15 protein-coding genes are annotated in these 18811 nt (G+C 60.6%); 6 read left to right on the top strand and 9 right to left on the bottom strand.

The genetic code is table 11. The features are described 5' to 3' along the window. Positions 1 to 21 precede the first annotated feature (21 nt). Together EDF73_RS24190 and EDF73_RS24185 are read left to right on the top strand one after the other, a co-directional pair. Complete coding sequence (locus EDF73_RS24190) at positions 22 to 864, top strand: BtpA/SgcQ family protein (RefSeq protein WP_132731544.1); 843 nt, start codon at positions 22 to 24, stop codon at positions 862 to 864. Then, positions 865 to 1509, top strand: a complete 645-nt coding sequence (locus EDF73_RS24185) for a TenA family protein (protein WP_132731543.1) — start codon at positions 865 to 867, stop codon at positions 1507 to 1509. Positions 1510 to 1555: 46 nt separating this feature from the next. Here the strand turns inward: EDF73_RS24185 and EDF73_RS24180 are convergent, their stop codons facing one another. Genes EDF73_RS24180 through EDF73_RS24150 form a run of 7 tightly spaced genes read right to left on the bottom strand, consistent with a single transcriptional unit; the run spans position 1556 to position 9402 of the window. Continuing rightward, positions 1556 to 3289 carry an ABC transporter ATP-binding protein gene (locus EDF73_RS24180; protein WP_132731542.1) on the bottom strand — a complete coding sequence of 578 codons (1734 nt, stop codon included), beginning with the start codon at positions 3287 to 3289 and terminating at the stop codon, positions 1556 to 1558. Positions 3290 to 3296: 7 nt separating this feature from the next. After that, complete coding sequence (locus tag EDF73_RS24175) at positions 3297 to 4244, bottom strand: acetamidase/formamidase family protein (RefSeq protein WP_132731541.1); 948 nt, start codon at positions 4242 to 4244, stop codon at positions 3297 to 3299. A 58-nt stretch (positions 4245 to 4302) separates the two neighbouring features. Beyond that, positions 4303 to 5907 carry an ABC transporter substrate-binding protein gene (locus tag EDF73_RS24170; RefSeq protein ID WP_132731540.1) on the bottom strand — a complete coding sequence of 535 codons (1605 nt, stop codon included), beginning with the start codon at positions 5905 to 5907 and terminating at the stop codon, positions 4303 to 4305. Positions 5908 to 5919: 12 nt separating this feature from the next. After that, positions 5920 to 6840 (bottom strand): ABC transporter permease, encoded by a 921-nt coding sequence (locus EDF73_RS24165; protein ID WP_132731539.1) that lies wholly within the window; start codon positions 6838 to 6840, stop codon positions 5920 to 5922. Further along, the gene (locus EDF73_RS24160) at positions 6840 to 7688 is read right to left on the bottom strand and encodes an ABC transporter permease (RefSeq protein ID WP_132731538.1); all 849 of its coding nucleotides are present in this window, start codon (positions 7686 to 7688) and stop codon (positions 6840 to 6842) included. The genes EDF73_RS24165 and EDF73_RS24160 overlap by 1 nt, the downstream gene beginning before the upstream one ends. After that, positions 7685 to 8278: an ANTAR domain-containing protein gene (locus EDF73_RS24155; protein WP_132731537.1), complete on the bottom strand. Its 594-nt coding sequence runs from the start codon at positions 8276 to 8278 to the stop codon at positions 7685 to 7687. The genes EDF73_RS24160 and EDF73_RS24155 overlap by 4 nt, the downstream gene beginning before the upstream one ends. Continuing rightward, positions 8275 to 9402, bottom strand: coding sequence for a transporter substrate-binding protein (locus EDF73_RS24150; RefSeq protein WP_132731536.1), 1128 nt, complete (start codon positions 9400 to 9402; stop codon positions 8275 to 8277). Before EDF73_RS24150 ends, EDF73_RS24155 begins: the two co-directional genes overlap by 4 nt. 426 nt (positions 9403 to 9828) lie before the next feature. Between EDF73_RS24150 and EDF73_RS24145 the strand changes: the two genes are divergently transcribed. The 4 genes from EDF73_RS24145 to EDF73_RS24130 all read left to right on the top strand — a co-directional run bounded on the left by EDF73_RS24145 (position 9829) and on the right by EDF73_RS24130 (position 16421). Further along, a complete protein-coding gene (locus tag EDF73_RS24145; RefSeq protein ID WP_132731535.1) occupies positions 9829 to 11910 on the top strand; it encodes a sigma 54-interacting transcriptional regulator in 2082 nt (693 codons plus the stop codon). A gap of 127 nt (positions 11911 to 12037) precedes the next feature. Then, positions 12038 to 13471 carry an MmgE/PrpD family protein gene (locus tag EDF73_RS24140; protein ID WP_132731534.1) on the top strand — a complete coding sequence of 478 codons (1434 nt, stop codon included), beginning with the start codon at positions 12038 to 12040 and terminating at the stop codon, positions 13469 to 13471. A gap of 20 nt (positions 13472 to 13491) precedes the next feature. Next, complete coding sequence (locus EDF73_RS24135; protein WP_243655259.1) at positions 13492 to 14949, top strand: DASS family sodium-coupled anion symporter; 1458 nt, start codon at positions 13492 to 13494, stop codon at positions 14947 to 14949. A gap of 89 nt (positions 14950 to 15038) precedes the next feature. Then, complete coding sequence (locus EDF73_RS24130; protein WP_132731533.1) at positions 15039 to 16421, top strand: MmgE/PrpD family protein; 1383 nt, start codon at positions 15039 to 15041, stop codon at positions 16419 to 16421. A gap of 48 nt (positions 16422 to 16469) precedes the next feature. On the opposite strand, the gene EDF73_RS24125 is transcribed toward EDF73_RS24130, so the two are convergent. Together EDF73_RS24125 and EDF73_RS24120 are read right to left on the bottom strand one after the other, a co-directional pair. Beyond that, positions 16470 to 17627 carry a sugar diacid recognition domain-containing protein gene (locus tag EDF73_RS24125; RefSeq protein WP_132731532.1) on the bottom strand — a complete coding sequence of 386 codons (1158 nt, stop codon included), beginning with the start codon at positions 17625 to 17627 and terminating at the stop codon, positions 16470 to 16472. Then, the gene (locus EDF73_RS24120; RefSeq protein ID WP_132731531.1) at positions 17624 to 18799 is read right to left on the bottom strand and encodes a glycerate kinase; all 1176 of its coding nucleotides are present in this window, start codon (positions 18797 to 18799) and stop codon (positions 17624 to 17626) included. Before EDF73_RS24120 ends, EDF73_RS24125 begins: the two co-directional genes overlap by 4 nt. Between the last annotated feature and the right edge of the window lie 12 nt (positions 18800 to 18811).

Raw genomic sequence — 18811 nt, 5'->3', positions numbered from 1 at the left:
CTTTAAATACGAGGTTGATTTATGAGTTCTATATCAGCAGGAAAAGTCAGCGCAATTCAAGATATTTTTTCAAGGCGTAAGGCGGTTATCGGTGTTATTCACTGCGCCCCCTTTCCTGGCTCGCCAAAATATCGTGGAGAGAGCGTAGGTTATATTGTTGAACGTGCGTTGAAGGATGCTGAGAATTATCTTGAAGGCGGCGTTCATGGTTTGATCGTCGAAAATCACGGCGATATTCCATTCTCTAAACCGGAAGATATCGGCCCGGAAACGGCGGCGCTAATGGCGGTGATTACAGATAATGTGCGCCGCCGTTTCTCCGTTCCACTGGGGATTAACGTGCTGGCGAACGCGGCCATTCCGGCGCTGGCGACGGCGCTGGCGGGCGGCGCCGATTTTGTGCGCGTCAATCAATGGGCTAACGCCTATATTGCCAACGAAGGCTTTATCGAAGGGGCCGCCGCCAGGGCGTTACGCTATCGCGGCCAGCTGCAGGCCAACCATATCCGCGTCTTTGCCGATAGCCACGTCAAACACGGCAGCCACGCCATCGTCGCCGATCGCTCGATCCCGGAATTGACCCGCGATGTCGAATTTTTTGAGGCCGATGCGGTGATTGCCACCGGCCAGCGTACCGGCGACAGCGCGACGCTGACGGAAATCGATGAGATCCGCAGCGCCACGTCCTTGCCGCTGCTGGTGGGATCCGGCGTCACGCCGGATAACGTGGTGGCGATCCTCGGTCGTACGCAAGGGGTTATCGTCGCCAGCGCGCTGAAAGAGGGCGGGGTGTGGTGGAATCCGGTTGAACGCGCGCGGGTCAAACACTTTATGGCCGTCGCGCAGGCGGCGCTGGAGGAGTAGATGGAAACGTTCAGCGATCGTTTATTGCGTGAGCATCAGGCGCTGTGGCAGGAGATGCAGCGGCATCCGTTCGTCGAGGCGATAGTCGGAAACCGGCTGGCCGGGGAGGATTTTCATCGCTATCTGGTCTATGAAGGCGATTTCGTGGCGACGGCGGTAAAAATGGTGGCGATCGGCGTGAGCCATGCGCCGTCTGTCGCGCAGCAGCGCTGGTTGATCGGCGGCCTGAATGCGCTGGTGGATACCCAGCTTGGCTGGTTTGACACGGTGCTGGCGCGGCGCGGCGTGCGGGCGGAGCAATACCTGCCGGCCCCGCCGGGTATCAAGCGTTTTCGCGACGGGATGTTACAGGCGGCGCAGCGCGGCGGCTATGCCGATATTATTACCCTGATGTTCGGCGCCGAGTGGATGTATTACCACTGGTGCGCCCGCGCCGCGGCTTGCCCGCAGGACGATGATGATCTGCGCGCGTGGCTGGAGATGCACGCTGACGACGCCTTTTATGACCAGGCCCGCTGGTTAAAAGAGGAACTGGATCGCTGCGCGCAGGGGCTGGATGAAGGGGAAAAACAGCGTCTGTCGGCGCTGTATGCCGATGTTCTGCGCTGGGAAATCGATTTTCACGCCGCCATGCTGGCGGCATAAATGGGCGGGCGCGCCGACGCGCCCGCCGGGTTAACGCATTATCCGTTCAGCAGGCGGCGAGGTGCCCGCCGCCAAAATCGGTAAAGTTCTGCGGTACGCTCTGCCAGCCGAGGGGTTTGATCGGGTCCGGGCGCTCCGGCATTGCGCTGGCGACGCGGGGTTCCCGTCTGCGTTCAACGTCCGGCATGGGAACGGCGCTGAGCAGGTGCCGGGTATAAGGATGCTGCGGATGGTGCAGCACCCGGTCACGCGGGCCGATCTCCACGATCTGGCCGCCGAACATCACCGCCACCCGGTGGCAGATGCGTTCCACCACCGCCATATCATGGGAAATAAACAGATAGCTGAGCTGATAGCGCTGACGCAAATCCTCCAGCAGCGTCAGCACCTGCGCCTGTACCGACACATCCAGCGCCGAGACCGATTCATCGGCGATAATGACTTTGGGGTTCAGCGCCAGGGCGCGCGCGATGCAGATGCGCTGGCGCTGGCCGCCGGAAAACTGGTGCGGATAGCGCCGCATCGCGTCCGCCGGCAGGCCGACCTGCTGCAACAGCTGCGCCACCCGCTCCGTGCGCTGTGCCGCAGGCATCTGCTCATGAATCAGCAGCGGTTCGCCCACCAGATCGAAAATGGTTTTGCGCGGATTGAGCGCCGCCCAGGGGTCCTGAAACACCATCTGCAAATCGCGCCTCACCGCGCTCAGCGCTTCGCCCCGTAGGCCGTGCAGCTCCTGCCCGCTAAGCTGCGCGCTGCCGCTAAACGGCACCATATTCATCAGCGCCTTCGCCGTCGTCGATTTACCGCAGCCGCTTTCGCCGACGATGCCCAGCGTTTCGCCGGGGAAAAGATCGAAGCTGACGCCATCCACGGCATGGACTTCACGACGCACGCGCAGGCCATCGCCGCGTACCGGAAAGCGCACGCAGAGGTTACGGACGCTGAGCAACGGCTGGGTTTCTTCAACCGGCGCCAGCGCGGGCGCCTGGCCCAGCACCGGCACTGCCTGCAGCAGCTGGCGGGTATAGGGTGCCTGCGGCGAGATAAACAGCGTTTTTACCGGGGCATGTTCCATAATTTTGCCGTGATTCATCACCAGCACGTCATCGGCCATTTCCGCCACCACCCCCATATCATGGGTGATCAGCAGCAGGCTGGTGGAAAACTCCTGCTGCAGTTCACGCATCAAATCAAGGATCTGCGCCTGAATTGTGACATCCAGCGCGGTGGTCGGCTCATCGGCAATCAGCACCTGCGGCTGGCACAGCATCGCCATGGCGATCATCACCCGCTGGCGCATGCCGCCGGAAAGCTCGTGCGGATACTGCTGCAGGCGCTTCTCCACATGGCTGATTTTGACCGCATCCAGCATCGCGCTGACCCGGCCGCGCCGTTCGCGGCGGCCCAGCGCTTCGTGGCGTTGCAGCGTCTCTTCCAGCTGCTGGCCCACGGTCATCAGCGGATTGAGCGAGGTCATCGGCTCCTGAAAAATCATGGCGACCGATTTGCCGCGCAGCTGCTGCATTTGCCGCTCCGGCAGGCTGAGCAGGTCCTGATTAGCAAAAATCACCGCGCCGCCGGGAATATGCGCCTCCTCCGGAAGCAGCCCCATGATCGCCAGCGAGGTCAGCGACTTACCGCTGCCCGACTCGCCGGCAATACACAGGGTTTTTCCCGGCCAGAGCGCAAAGCTGACGTCATCCACCACCCGCTGTGCGCCAAACTGGATCGACAGGCGCTCCACCGAGAGCAGCGGCGCCGGAAACATGGCTGCTGACATAACGCTCCTAATTAAACACGCTGTTGGGAAAATAGAACGACACTACCCAGTTAGGCCGATCGACGATTTCGCTGATACGCAGATCGCCGCACACGGAGCAGAGCATATAGGCCTCTTCCGCCGACATCCCCTGTTCGCGGCACAGCGCATCGATGGTGTAGCTCACTGCGTCGCGGGCGGCGGTCATCAGGTCAGGGCCAATACCGGTAAAGGCGCTGTAGCCTTGCTGATCCAGATGGCGGGTCACCGGGCCAGGGGTGGCGAAACGCGGCGTTTTCAGCGGCATATCCTTGACCACTTCCAGCTTCACCACCACATCCATGGCGCTTTCGATCGCCGTGCCGCAGACTTCGCCGTCGCCCTGTGCGGCGTGGGTATCGCCAATAGAAAACAGCGCGCCTTCTACTTCCACCGGTAGCCACAACGTGCAGCCGGCGGCCAGGTCGCGAATATCCAGGTTGCCGCCCACGCGGCGCGGCGGCACCACCGAATGATGGCCCGCGGCGGCGGGGGCCACGCCGAGAGTGCCGGCGAAAGGTTTTAGCGGCACCCGGCCATAGCGGCCAAAGGCGCAGGGGGCTAAGGTCTGGCGGTCATATTGCCACAGCGTCAGCGCCGGATCGGGGAACTGATCGGCCAGCAGGCCGAAGCCGGGAATATTGGCGGTCCAGCCAAAGCCGCCGGGATGAAATGACTCCAGCGTGACTTTCAGCGCGTCGCCCGGCCGGGCGCCTTCCACATAGACCGGCCCGCTGACCGGGTTGAGCTTATCAAACGGCAGCGTCGGGATATCCGCCGTGGTGGAACCGGGGGTAAACCAGCCGTTAGAAGCATCCAGACAGTGAAATTCCAGCTGGCTGCCGGAGGCAACGTGCGCCACCGGACTCAGGCTGTTGTCCCAGCCGAAATGGTGCTGCGCATGGTGAATGGTTTTGACCAGGCAATTTTGGCACATCCTGACTCTCCTTTAAGCAGCGGCATCGCCCCGGCGAACGCGGCACGATGCCGGCAGATTATTTCAGTCCGATATAGTCGTAGTTGACCGGTACATGCACCGGATCGACATACAGCGCGTCCTCGCCGCCCATGCGCGCGGAATGCACGGTGTAGCGTTTTTCGTTGAACACCGGCACCCAGGGCGCGTCGTTCATCGCGGTGGTAAAGATTTTGCGCCAGGCGGCAATGCGCGCGTCCTGTTGGTCAGGCTTCACCATGCTGTCCGCCGCGGCCGCCTGCGCGTCCAGCGCCTTGTTGCAGTAGCGCGCCCAGTTCCAGCCGCCCTCTACCGCTCCGGCGCAGCCGAGGATCGGGCCATAGAAGTTGGAGGGATCCGGGAAATCGGCGATCCACGCCATGCCGCCGGACCAGACCATCGGCGCCTGGCTGGCGGAGCCGCCCGCCGCAATCACATTCGCCTGCGCCAGGGATTTGATGCTGGCGCGGATGCCCACTTTAGCCAGATCCTGCTGGATGGACTGGGCGATACGCGGCTGCGGATCGGTATTCATCACGTACAGTTCGGTATCAAAACCGTTGGGGAAACCCGCTTCGCTGAGCAGCTGCTTCGCTTTTGTCGGGTCGTAGCTGAATCCCTGATAAGCTTTGTCATAGCCGGGCATGGCGGGCGGCAGCGGCTGGTTGGCCGGCGCCGCGCGTCCGTTGATAATGCGCACGATGCGATCTTTGTTGACCGCCATGTTCACCGCCTGGCGAACCTTGAGATTATCGAAGGGCGGCAGGGTGGTTTTCATCGTCACGTAGCCGGTCTGCAGCTGGTCGCCGGTGACCATCAGGCCCTTATAGGCCGGGTTGTTTTTAAACGCCAGGAACTGCGCGGGCGGTACGCCGTCACCGGCAATATCCACTTCGCCTTTTTCCAGCCGCAGCAGGGCGACCGAAGGATCCTGTCCCATTTCAAACTTAATGTGATCCAGCCGCGGCACGCCGGCTTTAAAGTAGTTCGGGTTTTTGCGGAAGATCAGCTCCTGGCCCAGCTTCCACTCCTGCAGCTCAAACGCGCCGCTGCCAACCGGATGTTTGCCGAAGTCGGCGCCCCATTTCTCCACCTCCTCACGGGGAACCACCGAGGCGAAGTTCAGCGCCAGCACATGCAGGAAGGTGGCGTTGGGCTCTTTCAGGGTGATCTTCACGGTATGATCGTCCACAACCTCGATGCCGCTCAGCGTGGTGGCTTTGCCGTTGGCTTCTTCGTCATAGCCCGCGATGGGGCTGAAGAACCCGGCGCCCGGGCTCTGGGTTTTCGGGTTCACCGTGCGTTCCAGAGAATATTTCACGTCCGCCGCCGTGACCTCGCGGCCATTGTGGAACTTCACCCCTTTGCGTAACACGAAGGTGTAAACCTTGCCATCGTCGGAAATGGCGTAGCTTTCCGCCAGATCGTTCACCAGTTCGGTGGTGCCGGGGCGGTAGTCCATCAGGCCGTCGAACAGGCTTTTGATCATCGACCAGTTTTGCCAGTCATAGCCAATGGCCGGGTCCAGGGTCGCCACGTCGTTCTGGTAGGTCACCACGATATCGCCGCCGGTTTTTTCGTCAGCCTGCGCGCCATAAGAGAAACAGGCCGCGGCCACCGCCATCGTCAGTAATGCTTTTTTCATTATTTTCCCCTGCTACTTTTTGACATCAATGCGCGGATCGACCCACGGCAGCACCAGATCCGCAATAAGGTTGCCGCCAACAATGGCAACCGCTGACACGGTGGTTACCCCGACAATCACCGGAATATCCACCTGTTGAATCGCCTGCCAGGCCAACTGACCGATGCCCGGCCAGCCAAAGACCGACTCGACCACCACCAGCCCGCCCATAAAAATGCCGATATCAATGCCGATCATCGGGATCAGCGGCAGCACGGCGTTCGGCAGCACGTGGCGCAGCAGCACGCGGGTTCTGCCCAGCCCTTTGGCCCGCGCGGTGCGAATAAAGTCCTGGTGCAGCACCTCAATCATCGACGAGCGCAGCATGCGTGAGTACCAGCCGCTGCCGAGCAGGCCGAGGGTTAGCGCCGGCAGCGCCAGATGGCTGAAGCCGCCGTAGCCCCCCATCGGGAACCAGTTGAGCACCACGGCGAACAGATAGAGAAACAGCATCGCGGCGATAAACTGCGGCGCCGAGACGCCGACAAAAGAGAGCGCCATCAGCAGCCGGTCCGCCAGCCCGCCGCGTTTCAGCGCCGCCAGGGTGCCGAGAGCGATCCCCAGCACCAGCTCGCAGAGAATGCCCGCCGCCATCAGCTGCAGCGACGGCCCGATGCGGGCGGAAACCAGTTCGCTCACTTCGCTGCGCTGAATAAACGAGCGCCCCAGATCGCCGTGCAGCAGCCCCTGCAGATAGCGCCAATATTGCTGATAAAACGGCAGATCCAGCCCCAGCTGATGGCGGATGTTTTCGACCACTTCCGGCGTGGCGCTGCGCCCGGCGATCTGGCGTGCCGGGTCGGCGGGCAGCATAAACAGCAGCAGATAGCAGATCAGCGTGACGCCGAGCAGGATCAGCAGCGCATGTAACAGACGTTTCCCCAGAAACAGCATCAGCTTCTCCGTTTTAAACCGGGATCGAGGGCGTCGCGCAGGGCGTCGCCGGCGATATTGAAAGAGAGCGACAGCAGCACGATCGCCGCGCCGGGAAAGAACACCAGCCAGGGGGCCGAGGTAAAATAAGTCTGGCTTTCAAAGATAATGTTGCCCCAGCTCGGCGTCGGCGGCTGTACCCCCACGCCGAGGAACGAGAGGGTGGCTTCCAGCAAGACCGTGGTGGAGATGCCCAGCGTGGCCCAGACCAGCACCGTCGGCACCAGATGCGGAATTAAATGTACGCCGAGAATGCGTAAGGTCCCGGCTCCCAGGGTGCGTTCCACGGCGATAAAGTCGCGGGCGCTGAGCGCGCTGGTTTCGGCATAGATAACCCGGGCGATTTGCACCCAGTTCACCATGGCGATCACCAGCGCCACGATCCAGACGCTGGGCTGGAAAATCGCCGCCAGGGCAATCGCCAGCAGCAGCGCCGGAAACGCCATCATCAAATCGGTAAAGCGCATCAGCAGCCCTCCGATACGCCCCTGTAAATAACCGGCGCTTAGCCCCACCAGGACGCCGGTTAATACCGCAATACCGTTGGCGACCACGCCGATCAGCAACGAGGTGCGCGCGCCGTAAATCAGCCGTGAGAACAGGTCGCGCCCCAGCAGATCGGTTCCCAGCCAGTAGGTGGCGTTGGGCGAAAGCGGCGCGCCTTCCAGGCTCAGCCCTTCGACAAACTGTTCATCGGGATCGAAGGGGGTGAGCCAGGGGGCGAACAGCGCGCTCAGCACCACCAGCAGAATAAACAGCAGCGAGAGCAGCAGCGCGGGCCGCCGCAGAAAATATCCGACTCGATTCATCGCGCCCCCCGCTCGCCGGACGCCATTCGCAGCAACCACTGCTGCGCCACCTGCGCCATCGGCTGGTTAGTGCGCATCGATTCCGTGCGCAGACGCGCCCAGGCCTGTTGTTCATCAAGGTTTTCCGCCAGCATCAGGGCTGCCAGCGCCTGGGTCATTTGCGGCATCGCCGCCAGACGCTGGCGCAGCAGCGCCTGCTGCTGTTGGCTGTCGTGCAGTTGCTGGCGTAATCCCACCGCCATCATCAGGGTGGTATAGATGGCCCGCTGGGTAATGGGTTTGGCGAGGATCGCGGTGGCTCCCAGCTCCAGCGCGCGCTGCACCTGGGAAAGCCCCTCATGCGAAGTCAGCGCGATCACCGGTATCCCCGCCAGATTGACCTGTTGCAGGGTCAGCGGACTGGCGAACGCTTCCAGCTCCACTAACACCGCGCAGGGGGTGAGCGGCGGCACGGCTTCATCCGCCGCCAGGTGATGCCAGCGAATGCCCATTCGCGTCAGGTTTTTTTCCAGCGCTTCGCGGCTCCTGGCTTCGCAATCCACCAGCAGGAGCGGCTGAGCATCAAAATCCGGAGACAGTAGCGTTTTCATTTCACAATCCTCAGGGCAGGTCTGGCTGCCACCGTCCGGCCCTGGCGCAGGTCGGTGGCAGAGAGATAGGGATCGGGCATTACCGGCTGTGGTTCGCTATGCAGCAGTTGAAAGCGGGTTTGTTGCAGCTCGGCGATATGGCAGGGCAGGCAGGCGTGGTTGTTTAGCGCCAGCACCGAACGGGCGCCCGGCGAACGCGCGTCATACTGACGATGCAGCGCCGCCAGCACCGCTTCCGGCTGGCTGTCTCCGGCCTGACGCAGGCTGTCGGCAAACAGCCTTACCGCCCGCCAGGCGCCAATGTAGTAGTGGGAGATGCGCTGCGCGCCGTGCTGGAGGCGCTGCCGCGTGCAAAAGTCGGGATCGACGCTCTCAAAAAACGGACCGCAGGAGAGCAGGCGCACCGCCCGCAGCGGCGCGACCTCGGCGACTTCCGCTTCGGTAAAGTTACAGCTGAGCACCGCTAACGTCCGCCGCTCGCGAACACAGGCGGCGTCCAGCGCGCGCAGAAACGCGTAAGAGGTTTCGCCTACCAGATTGTTGAGCACAAAATCGACCTTTGCGCTGAGAATCGCCTCCACCAGTTCCGTTACGCTGCTGTTTCTCAGGTGCAGATATTTTTCACCCACCACCGTGCCGCCGGAGGCTTCCACCACCTCGCGGGCGATGCGGTTGCTCTCCCAGCCCCAGACGTAGTTGGAGCCGGTCAGCCAGGCGCGGGTTCCGAAGGTATCCAGCGCCAGCCGCAGCAGCGGCAGCAGGGTCTGGTTCGGGCAGCCGCCGAGGTACACCACCTGTTCGCAGCTTTCGAATCCTTCGTAAGGGCAGCCGTACCACAGCAGCAGGTTATGCTGCTCCAGGTCCGGGATGATCTCCTTCCGGCTGGCGGAGGTAATGGTGCCGAAAATATGACGAATGCCTTGATTGATAAAGGTACTTACCGCTTCGCTGTAGGCCGCCAGATCGCCGGCGGGATTAATATGCCGGGCCTGCAACTGAAACGGATAGTCGGGGTCGGCGTTGATTTCCGCCAGCGCATGGCGCGCGCCGGCCAGCGCGCTGTTCGCCATGTGGCTATAGGTCCCTTCTGTTGACAGCAGAATGCCGATATCAATCGTTTGCACGTGCGTTTGCTCTCCGTATCAATAAAAAAAGCCCGATCGTCCTTAGCAGGACAATCAGGCTTCATTACCTGGCGATATTTTATGGGTTCAAGGCTTAAGGGTTGCCCCGGCTTGCATATACCCAGCATGAAAAATTCATGCCATTTTTAAAGGTTCATTAAATCAGCGGTTTATAAAAAACGGCGCCGAAGCGTTGCACCAACAGGAGGCAGGCCACCCCAATAAGGTGCAGGAAATTAACCGCTGCGACGTTACAGTGCGCGGTATTTGCCACATTAAAAATGTGCCGCTCTCCCGGTTTTTGGCCTGTTATATCGGTTATCCTGGCTAAAAAATATGTGCGTCAGGTTATTGCTGTTATTTCCCCTTTCACGGAGCGATTATTTTCAAAGGCTGTGAGTCGCTCCGCCATTGAATAAGCAGAATATGAAGAAAAAACTGTGTGTGATCGGGCTGGCGGAAGTTGTCTGCGATGCAATGGGCGCGCGCCTGCGGGCATTGATCGGCGACTATGCCGATATTCTGTGCTGGTGTCTTGAAACGCGCGGCAGCGCGCCGATCCCGTCCGGTTACGACCTTTACCTCGCCACCTGGCCCGGCGGCTATGAATACGCCCGGCAGCGGCTTGCCGAAGACAGCCCGCTGCTGCTGGCGGGCCGTTTCGTCAACCCGTCGAATTTCGATAGGCTGCTGGAGTTGCCTAAAGGCACGCGCGTGCTGGCGGTGGATAATTCTCTTGAGCGGGCGAACGATCTTATGCAGGAAATCGCCCGTTTCGGTGTCAACCATCTTGATATTTCCCCCTATTATCCCGATTGCCCGGAACCGGAAAAAATAGGGGCGGCCGTTGCCGTCAGCGCGGGCAGAAAAAGAAACGTTCCCGACTGGATGGAGTTTATTAATCTTGGGGTCAAAGAGTTAACCATCACCACGTATGCCAGAATTCTACGGGCATTGTCGATTCCTGAACCGGTACTTGATACCATCGCCCATACTTATATGGATTCGGTTTTTCAGATTGCGCGGCGCAACAATAATACCCGAACCTACCTTAATGCGATTATCAACAATATCGACGAAATTATTCTTGGCATTGACGAGAGCGGCGTCATCATTTTTAAAAATCACGCGGCGGAAAGTCTGATTGCAGGCGTGGATAAAACGGAAGGATTATGCTTTGGGGATATTTTTAGCGAACTTGACCGGCCATTTTCGTATTATTGCGAGAACTGCGATGAGGAAATTGTTACCCGCATAAATAGCCTGTATTACGTGCTGCAAATTAAGCCGGTGGCCGAGCCTATCGGCGGCAATATCGGTACGCTGATTATCGTAAAACCGGTGAACCGGGTTCAGGAACTGGAAAATAAAGTCAGGCGCAAACTGAAAGGCGCGGGCCTGACGGCGAAATATACCTTCGCCAGTATTCTGGGGGAGTCTTCCGCCATCCGCCAGGCGGTGGACACCGCGCGTAAGTTTGCCGGGACGTCTCTGACGGTATTGCTGGAGAGCGAAAGCGGTACTGGCAAGGAGTTATTCGCTCAGGCGATCCACCAGGCGTCCGCCTGCGCCAGCGGCCCGTTTGTCGCATTCAACTTCTCGGCGCTGCCGGAAAGCCTGGCCGAGAGCGAGCTGTTCGGGTATGAGGAGGGCGCGTTTACCGGCGCGCGGCGCGGCGGTAAGCCAGGCCTGTTCGAGCAGGCTCACAACGGCACGATCTTCCTGGATGAACTGGGCAGCGCCTCGCTCGCGGTACAGGCCCGACTGCTGCGGGTGCTGGAAGAACGGGAGGTGCGCCGCATCGGCGGGGAGCGGGTTCTGCCGATTTCGGTGCGCGTGATTGCCGCCACCAACGAAAGCCTTAGCGCGATGATCCGCAGCGGGCGTTTCCGTCAGGATCTGTTCTACCGAATTTGCACCTGTCCTTTGTACATTCCGCCACTACGTGAGCGTACCGGCGACGTGTTGTTTCTGGCCCGGCATTTCGCTGCCGCGCACCACGCCCGCCGCCTGCAATTCGACGGCGAACTGGCGGATTTCTGCAATGCCTATGTCTGGCCCGGCAACGTGCGGGAGTTGCAGAACATGGTCACTTATTTATGTACCGTGGTGCCGCCGGGCCGCGTCTGTACGCTTGCCGATTTGCCGCGTTACGTGCAGGCGGCGAGCGCTGCGCCGCTCGTTGATGAGCGGGTGCCGCTTTCCTTCGCCGCCGTTCAGGAGGAACTGGTCAGAGACGGCTCGCTGGATATTTGTCTTGCGATCCTGGCGCTCTACAACACCAAAACCAAAGGCCATAGCATGGGACGGGAGTCTCTTTTCGGGCTGTTGAAAGCGCAATTCCACGATATCACTTATCCCACGCTGCGCCGTCACCTCGCTACCCTCAAGCGCCACGGCATGCTGCACGCGGGTTCAACAAAGCAGGGGACGGAGATTACCCCGCCCGGTCGGGAATTTCTGGCCTGCGCGCAGCGGGAGAATTGGGTCGTCCCAATATCCCAATAGCGCTCAAAAATAGCGTCGCCTGATAAATTTTTCATTGTATTTCAATGCATTGATGGTATGGCATGCTCCCTGCATAACGGCAGAGACGAACAATAATCTCGTACACTGCATGGAGATCTTTTACCTCATGGCATCAATACAAACTAACCCTTTTGCCACTGTTCCCACCGGCACGACGATGACGCAGGACGCGGCGGAATTTGTCGAAACCCTGACTTTCAGCGCTATCCCCCCGGAAGTGTTACGCATTGGCACCCGCTGTCTGCTGGACGGCCTCGGACTGTTCGTGGCCGGTTCGGATCATGAATGCGTGAACATTCTGGCGCGTGTTGCGGAAAACACCGGCGGTAAAGAGGAAGCGTGGCTGCTTGGCAGGGCGGGCGTCAAAGTCCCGGCTCCTGTTGCCGCGAGGGTGATGGGTACGGCAGGCCATGCCCACGACTGGGACGATACTCAAATCAGCGTGGACCCGGATCATGTCTACGGCCTGCTGACGCATCCCACCATCCCCGCGTTGACCGGCGCGCTCATCGCCGCACAGTTGCGCGGCAACATTTCCGGCCAGGATTTTATGCTGGCGTTTATGTCCGGGTTCGAAATCGAAACCAAAATCGCGGAGTGGATGTTACCGCAGCACTATCAGCGTGGTTTTCATGCCAGCGGGACGGTCGGCACATTCGGCACCTATGCCGCCGCCGCCCGCGTACTCGGCCTGCGTGGCGAGGCGCTGCGCCAGGGCTTCGGCATCGCGGCCAGTCTTGCCGCCGGTATCCGCGTGAATTTCGGCACTATGACCAAACCGTTGCACGTTGGCCGGGCCTGTGAGAACGGCATTACCGCCGCACTGCTCGCCCGCGAGGGTTATACCGCCGATCCCTCTGCGTTGGACGGCATATGGGGATTTTGCGCCGTATTCGGCGGCGGCCTGTCGCCGGATAAACTGGCGCAGGGTTTTGGCAAAACCTGGAGTATCGACTGGCCGGGCGTGAGTATCAAACCTTATCCCTGCGGCGTGCTGACCCATCCGTCCGCTGACCTGATGGGGAAACTGCTTAAAGAGAACGATATCAGGAGCGGTGACATTGAGCGCGTCATTTTATACGCCGGTTCAAACATCCTGAATCCGATCCGTTACCCGATAGCCCAAAACGCGTTGCAGGCCAAATTTTCCCTGCCTGCGATCCTCGCGATGATCGTGCTCAATGGCAATGCGGGTAAGAAAGAGTTTACCGATGGCTTCGTGGGCAGCGCCGCTATGCAGGCCATGCAGCGGCGTATTACTACGCAATTCGATCCGGGCATCGAGGCGCGGGGGTTCGACAAGATGCGATCGCGCATTGAGATCGTGCTCCGGGATGGCCGCTCGATCCGGGGAGATGCCGACGAACGCTATCGCGGCGGCCCCGATAATCCGCTGACCGATACCGAGCTTGAGGCCAAAGTCGCCAGTTGCGCCGCAGGGGTGCTGGGCGATGCCGCCGTCAGGCGATTGATCGAGCACGCGTGGAACGTTTTGGATCTGCCGGACGTCTCCGTCCTGGCGGCACTCTTACAAGAATAACTCCGTAATACAAGGAGATAATGATGATAAATACCCAAAATATCACGGCGGGGAGCGCGCCCTCGAAAAGCTTGCTGGCGAAATACTGGCCGCATCTCGCCTGGGCCGGCACTTTCCTGATCCTCTGGTTTATTCCCTGCCCGGAGGGGCTAGACCCTAAAGCCTGGCAGCTGTTTGCTATCTTCGTGGCGACTATCGTTGGTTTTATGACCAAACCCTACCCGATGGCGATTGTCGCGCTGACCGCGATTGCCGCCACCGGGCTGACGAAAACGCTCACCGCGTCGCAGACGCTGAGCGGATTCAGCGATTCGACCATCTGGCTGATTTGCGGCGCGTTCTTTATTTCCCGCGCCTTTCTCAAAACCGGGCTGGGTAACCGTATCGCCTACCTGTTTATGAGCCTGGTCGGCAAAACGCCTTTGGGCCTGGCCTACGCCACCACGTTAACCAATATCGTGCTGGCGCCGGTGATCCCCTCCAACACCGCGCGGCTGGGCGGTGTGCTGTTCCCGCTACAGTTAGCCATTTCGCTGGCCTACGACAGCGATCCGGCCAAAGGCACCGGGCGGCGCATCGGCTCGTTCCTGATGTCCAATGCCTTTCAGGGCAACCTGGTTATCTCGGCGATGTTTCTTACCGCGATGGCGTCCAACCCGCTGATGGTGGGCTTTGCCCGCAGCGCCGGCGTAGAGATTAACTGGGGTACCTGGGCGCTGGCCGGGCTGGTTCCCGGACTGTTATGCCTGATCCTGCTGCCGCTCATTCTGCTGGTGGTGTGGCCGCCGGAGATCAAAAAAAGCCCCGAAGCGGCGGCGCTCGCCAAAGAAAAACTGGCGGCGATGGGCAAAGTGACCGCCAAAGAATACATCATGCTCGGCGTGTTCATCGGCCTGATCGGGCTGTGGACCATCGGCGATATGCTGTTCAAAGTTAACGCCACGATCGCCGCGCTGGTAGGGCTTGCGGTTCTGCTGTTAACAAAGGTACTGACATGGCCTGACCTGGCGGCGGAAAAGGGCGCGTGGAATACGCTTATCTGGTTTTCCGCGCTGGTGATGATGGCGAATTTTCTCAACAAGCTGGGGCTGATCCCGTGGATGAGCAACGTGCTGGCAGGGTATGTCGGCGGGCTGGACTGGCAGGTGGCGTTTATTGTGCTGTGCCTGATTTATGTGCTGGCTCATTACTTCTTCGCCAGCGCCACGGCGCACGTGGCCTCGATGTATCCCGCGTTCCTCGGCGTTATCCTGGCGGTAGGCACACCGCCGATGCTCGGCGCGCTGGCCCTGTGTTTCTCCAGCAATCTGATGGGGGGCATCACCCATTACGGCCTCGGCTCCGGCCCGATATTTTACGACTCCGGCTATATTCCGCTGCGGCCTTTCTGGCTGCTGGGTCTGCTGTTTTGCGCCGTGTTCCTGGCAATCTACCTGGGTATCGGCCCGATTTGGTGGAGCCTTCTGGGGCTGATTTAAAGGCCCGGCCGTTTTTGTGCGGCCCGTCGGCAAATCCGGCGGGCCGATTAAGGTTTCTGAACATATTTCACTCCACAAGGAGTTCGACCATGAACCAACTGACTCCCGCTGATGCCAGCGTCAGCGAACGTCTGGCCCACAGCCTGGCCCGGATTCGCTATGAAGATATTCCAGAGAAAACCCGCGACATTATTGTTAACGATCTGATTGATTGCTTTGGGCTTATCATCTCCGGGCGGCATGCGCCCTACGTGCGCCAGTTGATCGACAGCTGCGATCGCGACGGTGAATGCAGCGTGCCGGGCCAGACCAGAGCCCTTGATGCCTCTGGCGCGGCGCTGGTGAACGGCGCCGCCATCCACGGCGAAGATTTTGACGATACCCTAGAAGGTTCCCCGCTTCATGTGGGTTGTTTTGCCGTTCCGGCGGTACTGGCCACCGTCGAACGTTTTGCCCTGAGCGGCAAAGATTTGCTGCGCGGCCTGGCCGTCGGGATGGAAACCGCTTGTCGGCTCAATGCGGTCGCTCCCGGCAAAATTCATGCCCAGGGATTCCACCCTACTGCCGTTATCGGCCCGTTTGGCGCAGCCGCCGGGGTGGCCGCCGCGCTCGGCCTGAGCGAGCAGACGATGAGCGGCGCGTTCGGCATTGCCGGCAGCTTATCATCCGGGATCATTGAATATCTGGCCGAAGGCGCTTGGACCAAACGCCTGCACCCGGGCTGGGCCGCGCAGGCCGGTTATCGCGCCGCGCGCATCGCCCAGCAGGGCTTTCTGGCGCCGCGTCGCGTGTTCGATGGCAGACACAGCTTTTACCACGCGTTCGCGCCGACGGCGCAGCCGGACTTTACGCATTTTACCGAAGGCGTGGGTGAAAGCTGGCGTATTGATAACCTGACCTTCAAGCCGTTCGCCAGCGGCACCATGACGCATCCCTATATGGATTGCATGATTCAGTTAGCCGCCGAATACCCCGATCCCGACGAGATTGTCGATATTCTTTGCGAAACCAGCGAGGGTTACGTGCATCGGTTATGGGAACCGCTGGCGGAAAAATGGCAGCCGGGCAACGGTTACGCCGCCAAATTCAGCGTCCCCTGGTGTATGGCGATGGCTTATTTCGAGCGGGACGCCGGGCTGGCGCAGTTCTCCGCAACGCTGGTTCACGATCCCCGTATCGTGCAGTTAGCGAAAAAGATCCGCTATGTTGTCGATCCGAAGAATGAATACCCGGCGAATTACACCGGCCACATCCGGGTCACGTTCCGTAACGGGCTGGTGCGTGAAATTCGCCAGCCTTACATGCGCGGCAGTTCGCGCGCGCCGTTGTCCCATGACGATCTGGTGCGTAAATTCCGTGGCAATATTAGTTACGGCGGCTGGTCTGCCGGGATGGGGGAACGGCTGCTGGATTTCTTGCTGGAGATGCCGTCCCACCGTGACCTGAGCGGGTTACGCGCCTTCCGGCTGTAATGCTCCGGGTTAACCGCTATTCCCTCTCCGGCCAGGAGAGGGAATCCATTAACTCAAGGTATCAATCCACTCGCTCTGACGCGGGTTCTGTCGTCGGTAGCAATGTACCGACACCGAAAGCTGCACCAGGTCGGTAAACATCATCGGATCCAGCTGGATATGCTTTTTAATCTGCTGCAGGCGGTAGGAGAGGGTGTTGCGGTGGATCCCCAATTGCAGCGAGGTCTTGCCCGGTTCGGCGTTATTGGCGATAAAACAGGCCAGCGTATCCAGCAGTACTTCGCCAGAATCATGCTCCAGCAGTTGCCGCACGTTGTTATTGAAGAAGTTAACCATGTAGCTGTCTTCCAGCACCCGGAACAGGCACAGCAGCGCCATTTCGCGGAAATAGTAGATCTGGCGCTGCGGCTGCACTTTGCTTCCCACTTCAATCACCGAGCGGGCGAACTGGATCGCCTCGCGGATGTCGGGCGCGCTGTCCGCCTGTACGCCAACGCCGATGTGGTAATGGCTGATCTGGGTGCTGAGGATAAACTCAATCCCCTTCAGCAGGGTTTCCTGCGGCTCGTTCAGCGCATCGAGGATCAGGATTTCGTTACTGCCCAGCAGGATCACCTCCCTGACCCCGGTCAGCTGCGAGAACTCGCGCAGCAGCGTGCTCAGGATCTCGCTCAGATGGCGCTGTTCCACCTGGATGGTGACCACCACCGGTACCAGCGGCGTGTCGAAGGTGAAGCCCAGTTCCGCCAGGCGGCGCAGGGCTTCCTGGCCTGGGTTGCTGGCGCCCTGTTCAAGATACTGGCAGAACAGCGTGTCGCGCAGGCGCTGCCGCCAGTTGGTTTCACGCATCTCCATCGCCTGGCGCACCAGCAGTTCGGCGGTCAGCACCGCCAGTTCGGCATAGCGGCTAATCGCCGAAGGATCGCCGCTGATCCCCACCACCATCACCACGCGATCGGCAAAAATAATCGGATGGTTAATGCCGGGATGGACATTCTGAAAGCGCGCCGCTTCGGCGGGATTATGGATGCAAATGCGTTTTCCGGTACGGATCACCTCGCGCGCGATCTCGTGCTGTTCACCAATACGATGACGTTCTCCGGAGGCAATAATCTGTCCGTGATGATCGATCACGTTCACGTTGTGATGGATTATCGCCATTGCCCGGGCGACAATCTCATTAGCCAGCGCTGTTGTAATAATCATGCTGTTGTCCGCTTGTGTTCATCCCGCCGTTGCCCGCACAAAAAGGTCCGTAGCGCATTTTCCGCCGCGTCGGCGAGCAGCTTTTCACACGCGTGCATTGACTCTGCCAGCGGCATAGGCCGCGGGCAGATCGACCACATGGCGTCAATATGATGTTGGTAAAGCTGTCGGCTATTGTCATCGCGCCCGCCGCACAGGGCTATCACCGGTACGCCGTAGCGCGCGGCGGCATGCGCCACGCCCACCGGCGCTTTGCCGAACGCGCTCTGGCGATCGAGCCAGCCTTCGCCGACGATGGCCAGCGCAGCATCGCTGAGATGGCGGTCGGCGTTGAGCAGTTCCAGAACCAGCGCGATCCCGGGACGCAGCGTGGCGCCGGAATAGGCCATCAGCGCGGCCCCCATTCCGCCCGCCGCCCCGGCGCCGGCTAAGGCGCCGACATCGTAGCCCAGCGTCTGCGTCAGCTGCCGGTTATAGTGGGTCATACCCGTTTCCAGCTCGCTGAGCGCCGCGTCGTCCGCCCCTTTTTGCGCGCCGTAGATCAAGGTGGCGCCCTGTTCGCCCAGCAGCGGGTTAGTGACGTCGCAGGAAGCCTGCACGTCGGTGTGCAGCAGGCGCGGATCCAGTTCGCTCAAATCGATGCGCTGGATGCGCGCCAGATCCTGGCCCGCGGCGGGCGCCGGCAACAGCGAACCGTCCTCGCGCCAGAAGCGCGCGCCGAGCGCCTGCGCGAAACCGATGCCGCCGTCGTTGGTGGCGCTGCCGCCCAGCCCGATAATCAGCCGCCGGCAGCCCGCGTCCAGCGCCGCTTTCACCTGCTCGCCCAGCCCGTAGCTGCTGGCGCGGCGCACATCCCGGCGGGTCGGCGGGGTCAATTCCAGTCCGCAGCTTTGCGCCATCTCAATAATCGCCTGGCCGTCGGGCAGCATCAGAAACGCCGCCTCGACGGGCTGGCCGTAAGGATCGCGGCACAGGTGTCGCCGCCAGGCGGCTGCGCTGAGCTGCGGGCTTTCCGCCAGCGTCGTCAGCAACCCTTCGCCGCCGTCCGACACCGGCATCTCCACCAGCGTCAGCGGCTCGCCGACCCGGCGTAGTCCGCGGGCTACCGCGGCGCAGGCCGCCTGCGCGCTACAGCTGCCTTTGAACGAATCCAGCGCGATGACAATTTTCATGGGTTCTCCTGG

Origin of the sequence: Klebsiella sp. BIGb0138 (genome assembly GCF_004342285.1) — a bacterium.
Lineage (GTDB): Bacteria > Pseudomonadota > Gammaproteobacteria > Enterobacterales > Enterobacteriaceae > Klebsiella.
The sequence above is the reverse complement of the archived record's forward strand: the minus strand, read 5'-3'. Positions and strand labels throughout refer to the sequence as shown.

Coding starts and splice junctions, on each gene's coding strand:
- EDF73_RS24140 (WP_132731534.1), top strand. CDS start 12,038: ATGGCATCAATACAAACTAACCCTTTTGCCACTGTTCCCACCGGCACG.
- EDF73_RS24120 (WP_132731531.1), bottom strand. CDS start 18,799: ATGAAAATTGTCATCGCGCTGGATTCGTTCAAAGGCAGCTGTAGCGCG.
- EDF73_RS24165 (WP_132731539.1), bottom strand. CDS start 6,840: ATGCTGTTTCTGGGGAAACGTCTGTTACATGCGCTGCTGATCCTGCTC.
- EDF73_RS24130 (WP_132731533.1), top strand. CDS start 15,039: ATGAACCAACTGACTCCCGCTGATGCCAGCGTCAGCGAACGTCTGGCC.
- EDF73_RS24190 (WP_132731544.1), top strand. CDS start 22: ATGAGTTCTATATCAGCAGGAAAAGTCAGCGCAATTCAAGATATTTTT.
- EDF73_RS24185 (WP_132731543.1), top strand. CDS start 865: ATGGAAACGTTCAGCGATCGTTTATTGCGTGAGCATCAGGCGCTGTGG.
- EDF73_RS24160 (WP_132731538.1), bottom strand. CDS start 7,688: ATGAATCGAGTCGGATATTTTCTGCGGCGGCCCGCGCTGCTGCTCTCG.
- EDF73_RS24155 (WP_132731537.1), bottom strand. CDS start 8,278: ATGAAAACGCTACTGTCTCCGGATTTTGATGCTCAGCCGCTCCTGCTG.
- EDF73_RS24125 (WP_132731532.1), bottom strand. CDS start 17,627: ATGATTATTACAACAGCGCTGGCTAATGAGATTGTCGCCCGGGCAATG.
- EDF73_RS24170 (WP_132731540.1), bottom strand. CDS start 5,907: ATGAAAAAAGCATTACTGACGATGGCGGTGGCCGCGGCCTGTTTCTCT.
- EDF73_RS24145 (WP_132731535.1), top strand. CDS start 9,829: ATGAAGAAAAAACTGTGTGTGATCGGGCTGGCGGAAGTTGTCTGCGAT.
- EDF73_RS24180 (WP_132731542.1), bottom strand. CDS start 3,289: ATGTCAGCAGCCATGTTTCCGGCGCCGCTGCTCTCGGTGGAGCGCCTG.
- EDF73_RS24135 (WP_243655259.1), top strand. CDS start 13,492: ATGATGATAAATACCCAAAATATCACGGCGGGGAGCGCGCCCTCGAAA.
- EDF73_RS24175 (WP_132731541.1), bottom strand. CDS start 4,244: ATGTGCCAAAATTGCCTGGTCAAAACCATTCACCATGCGCAGCACCAT.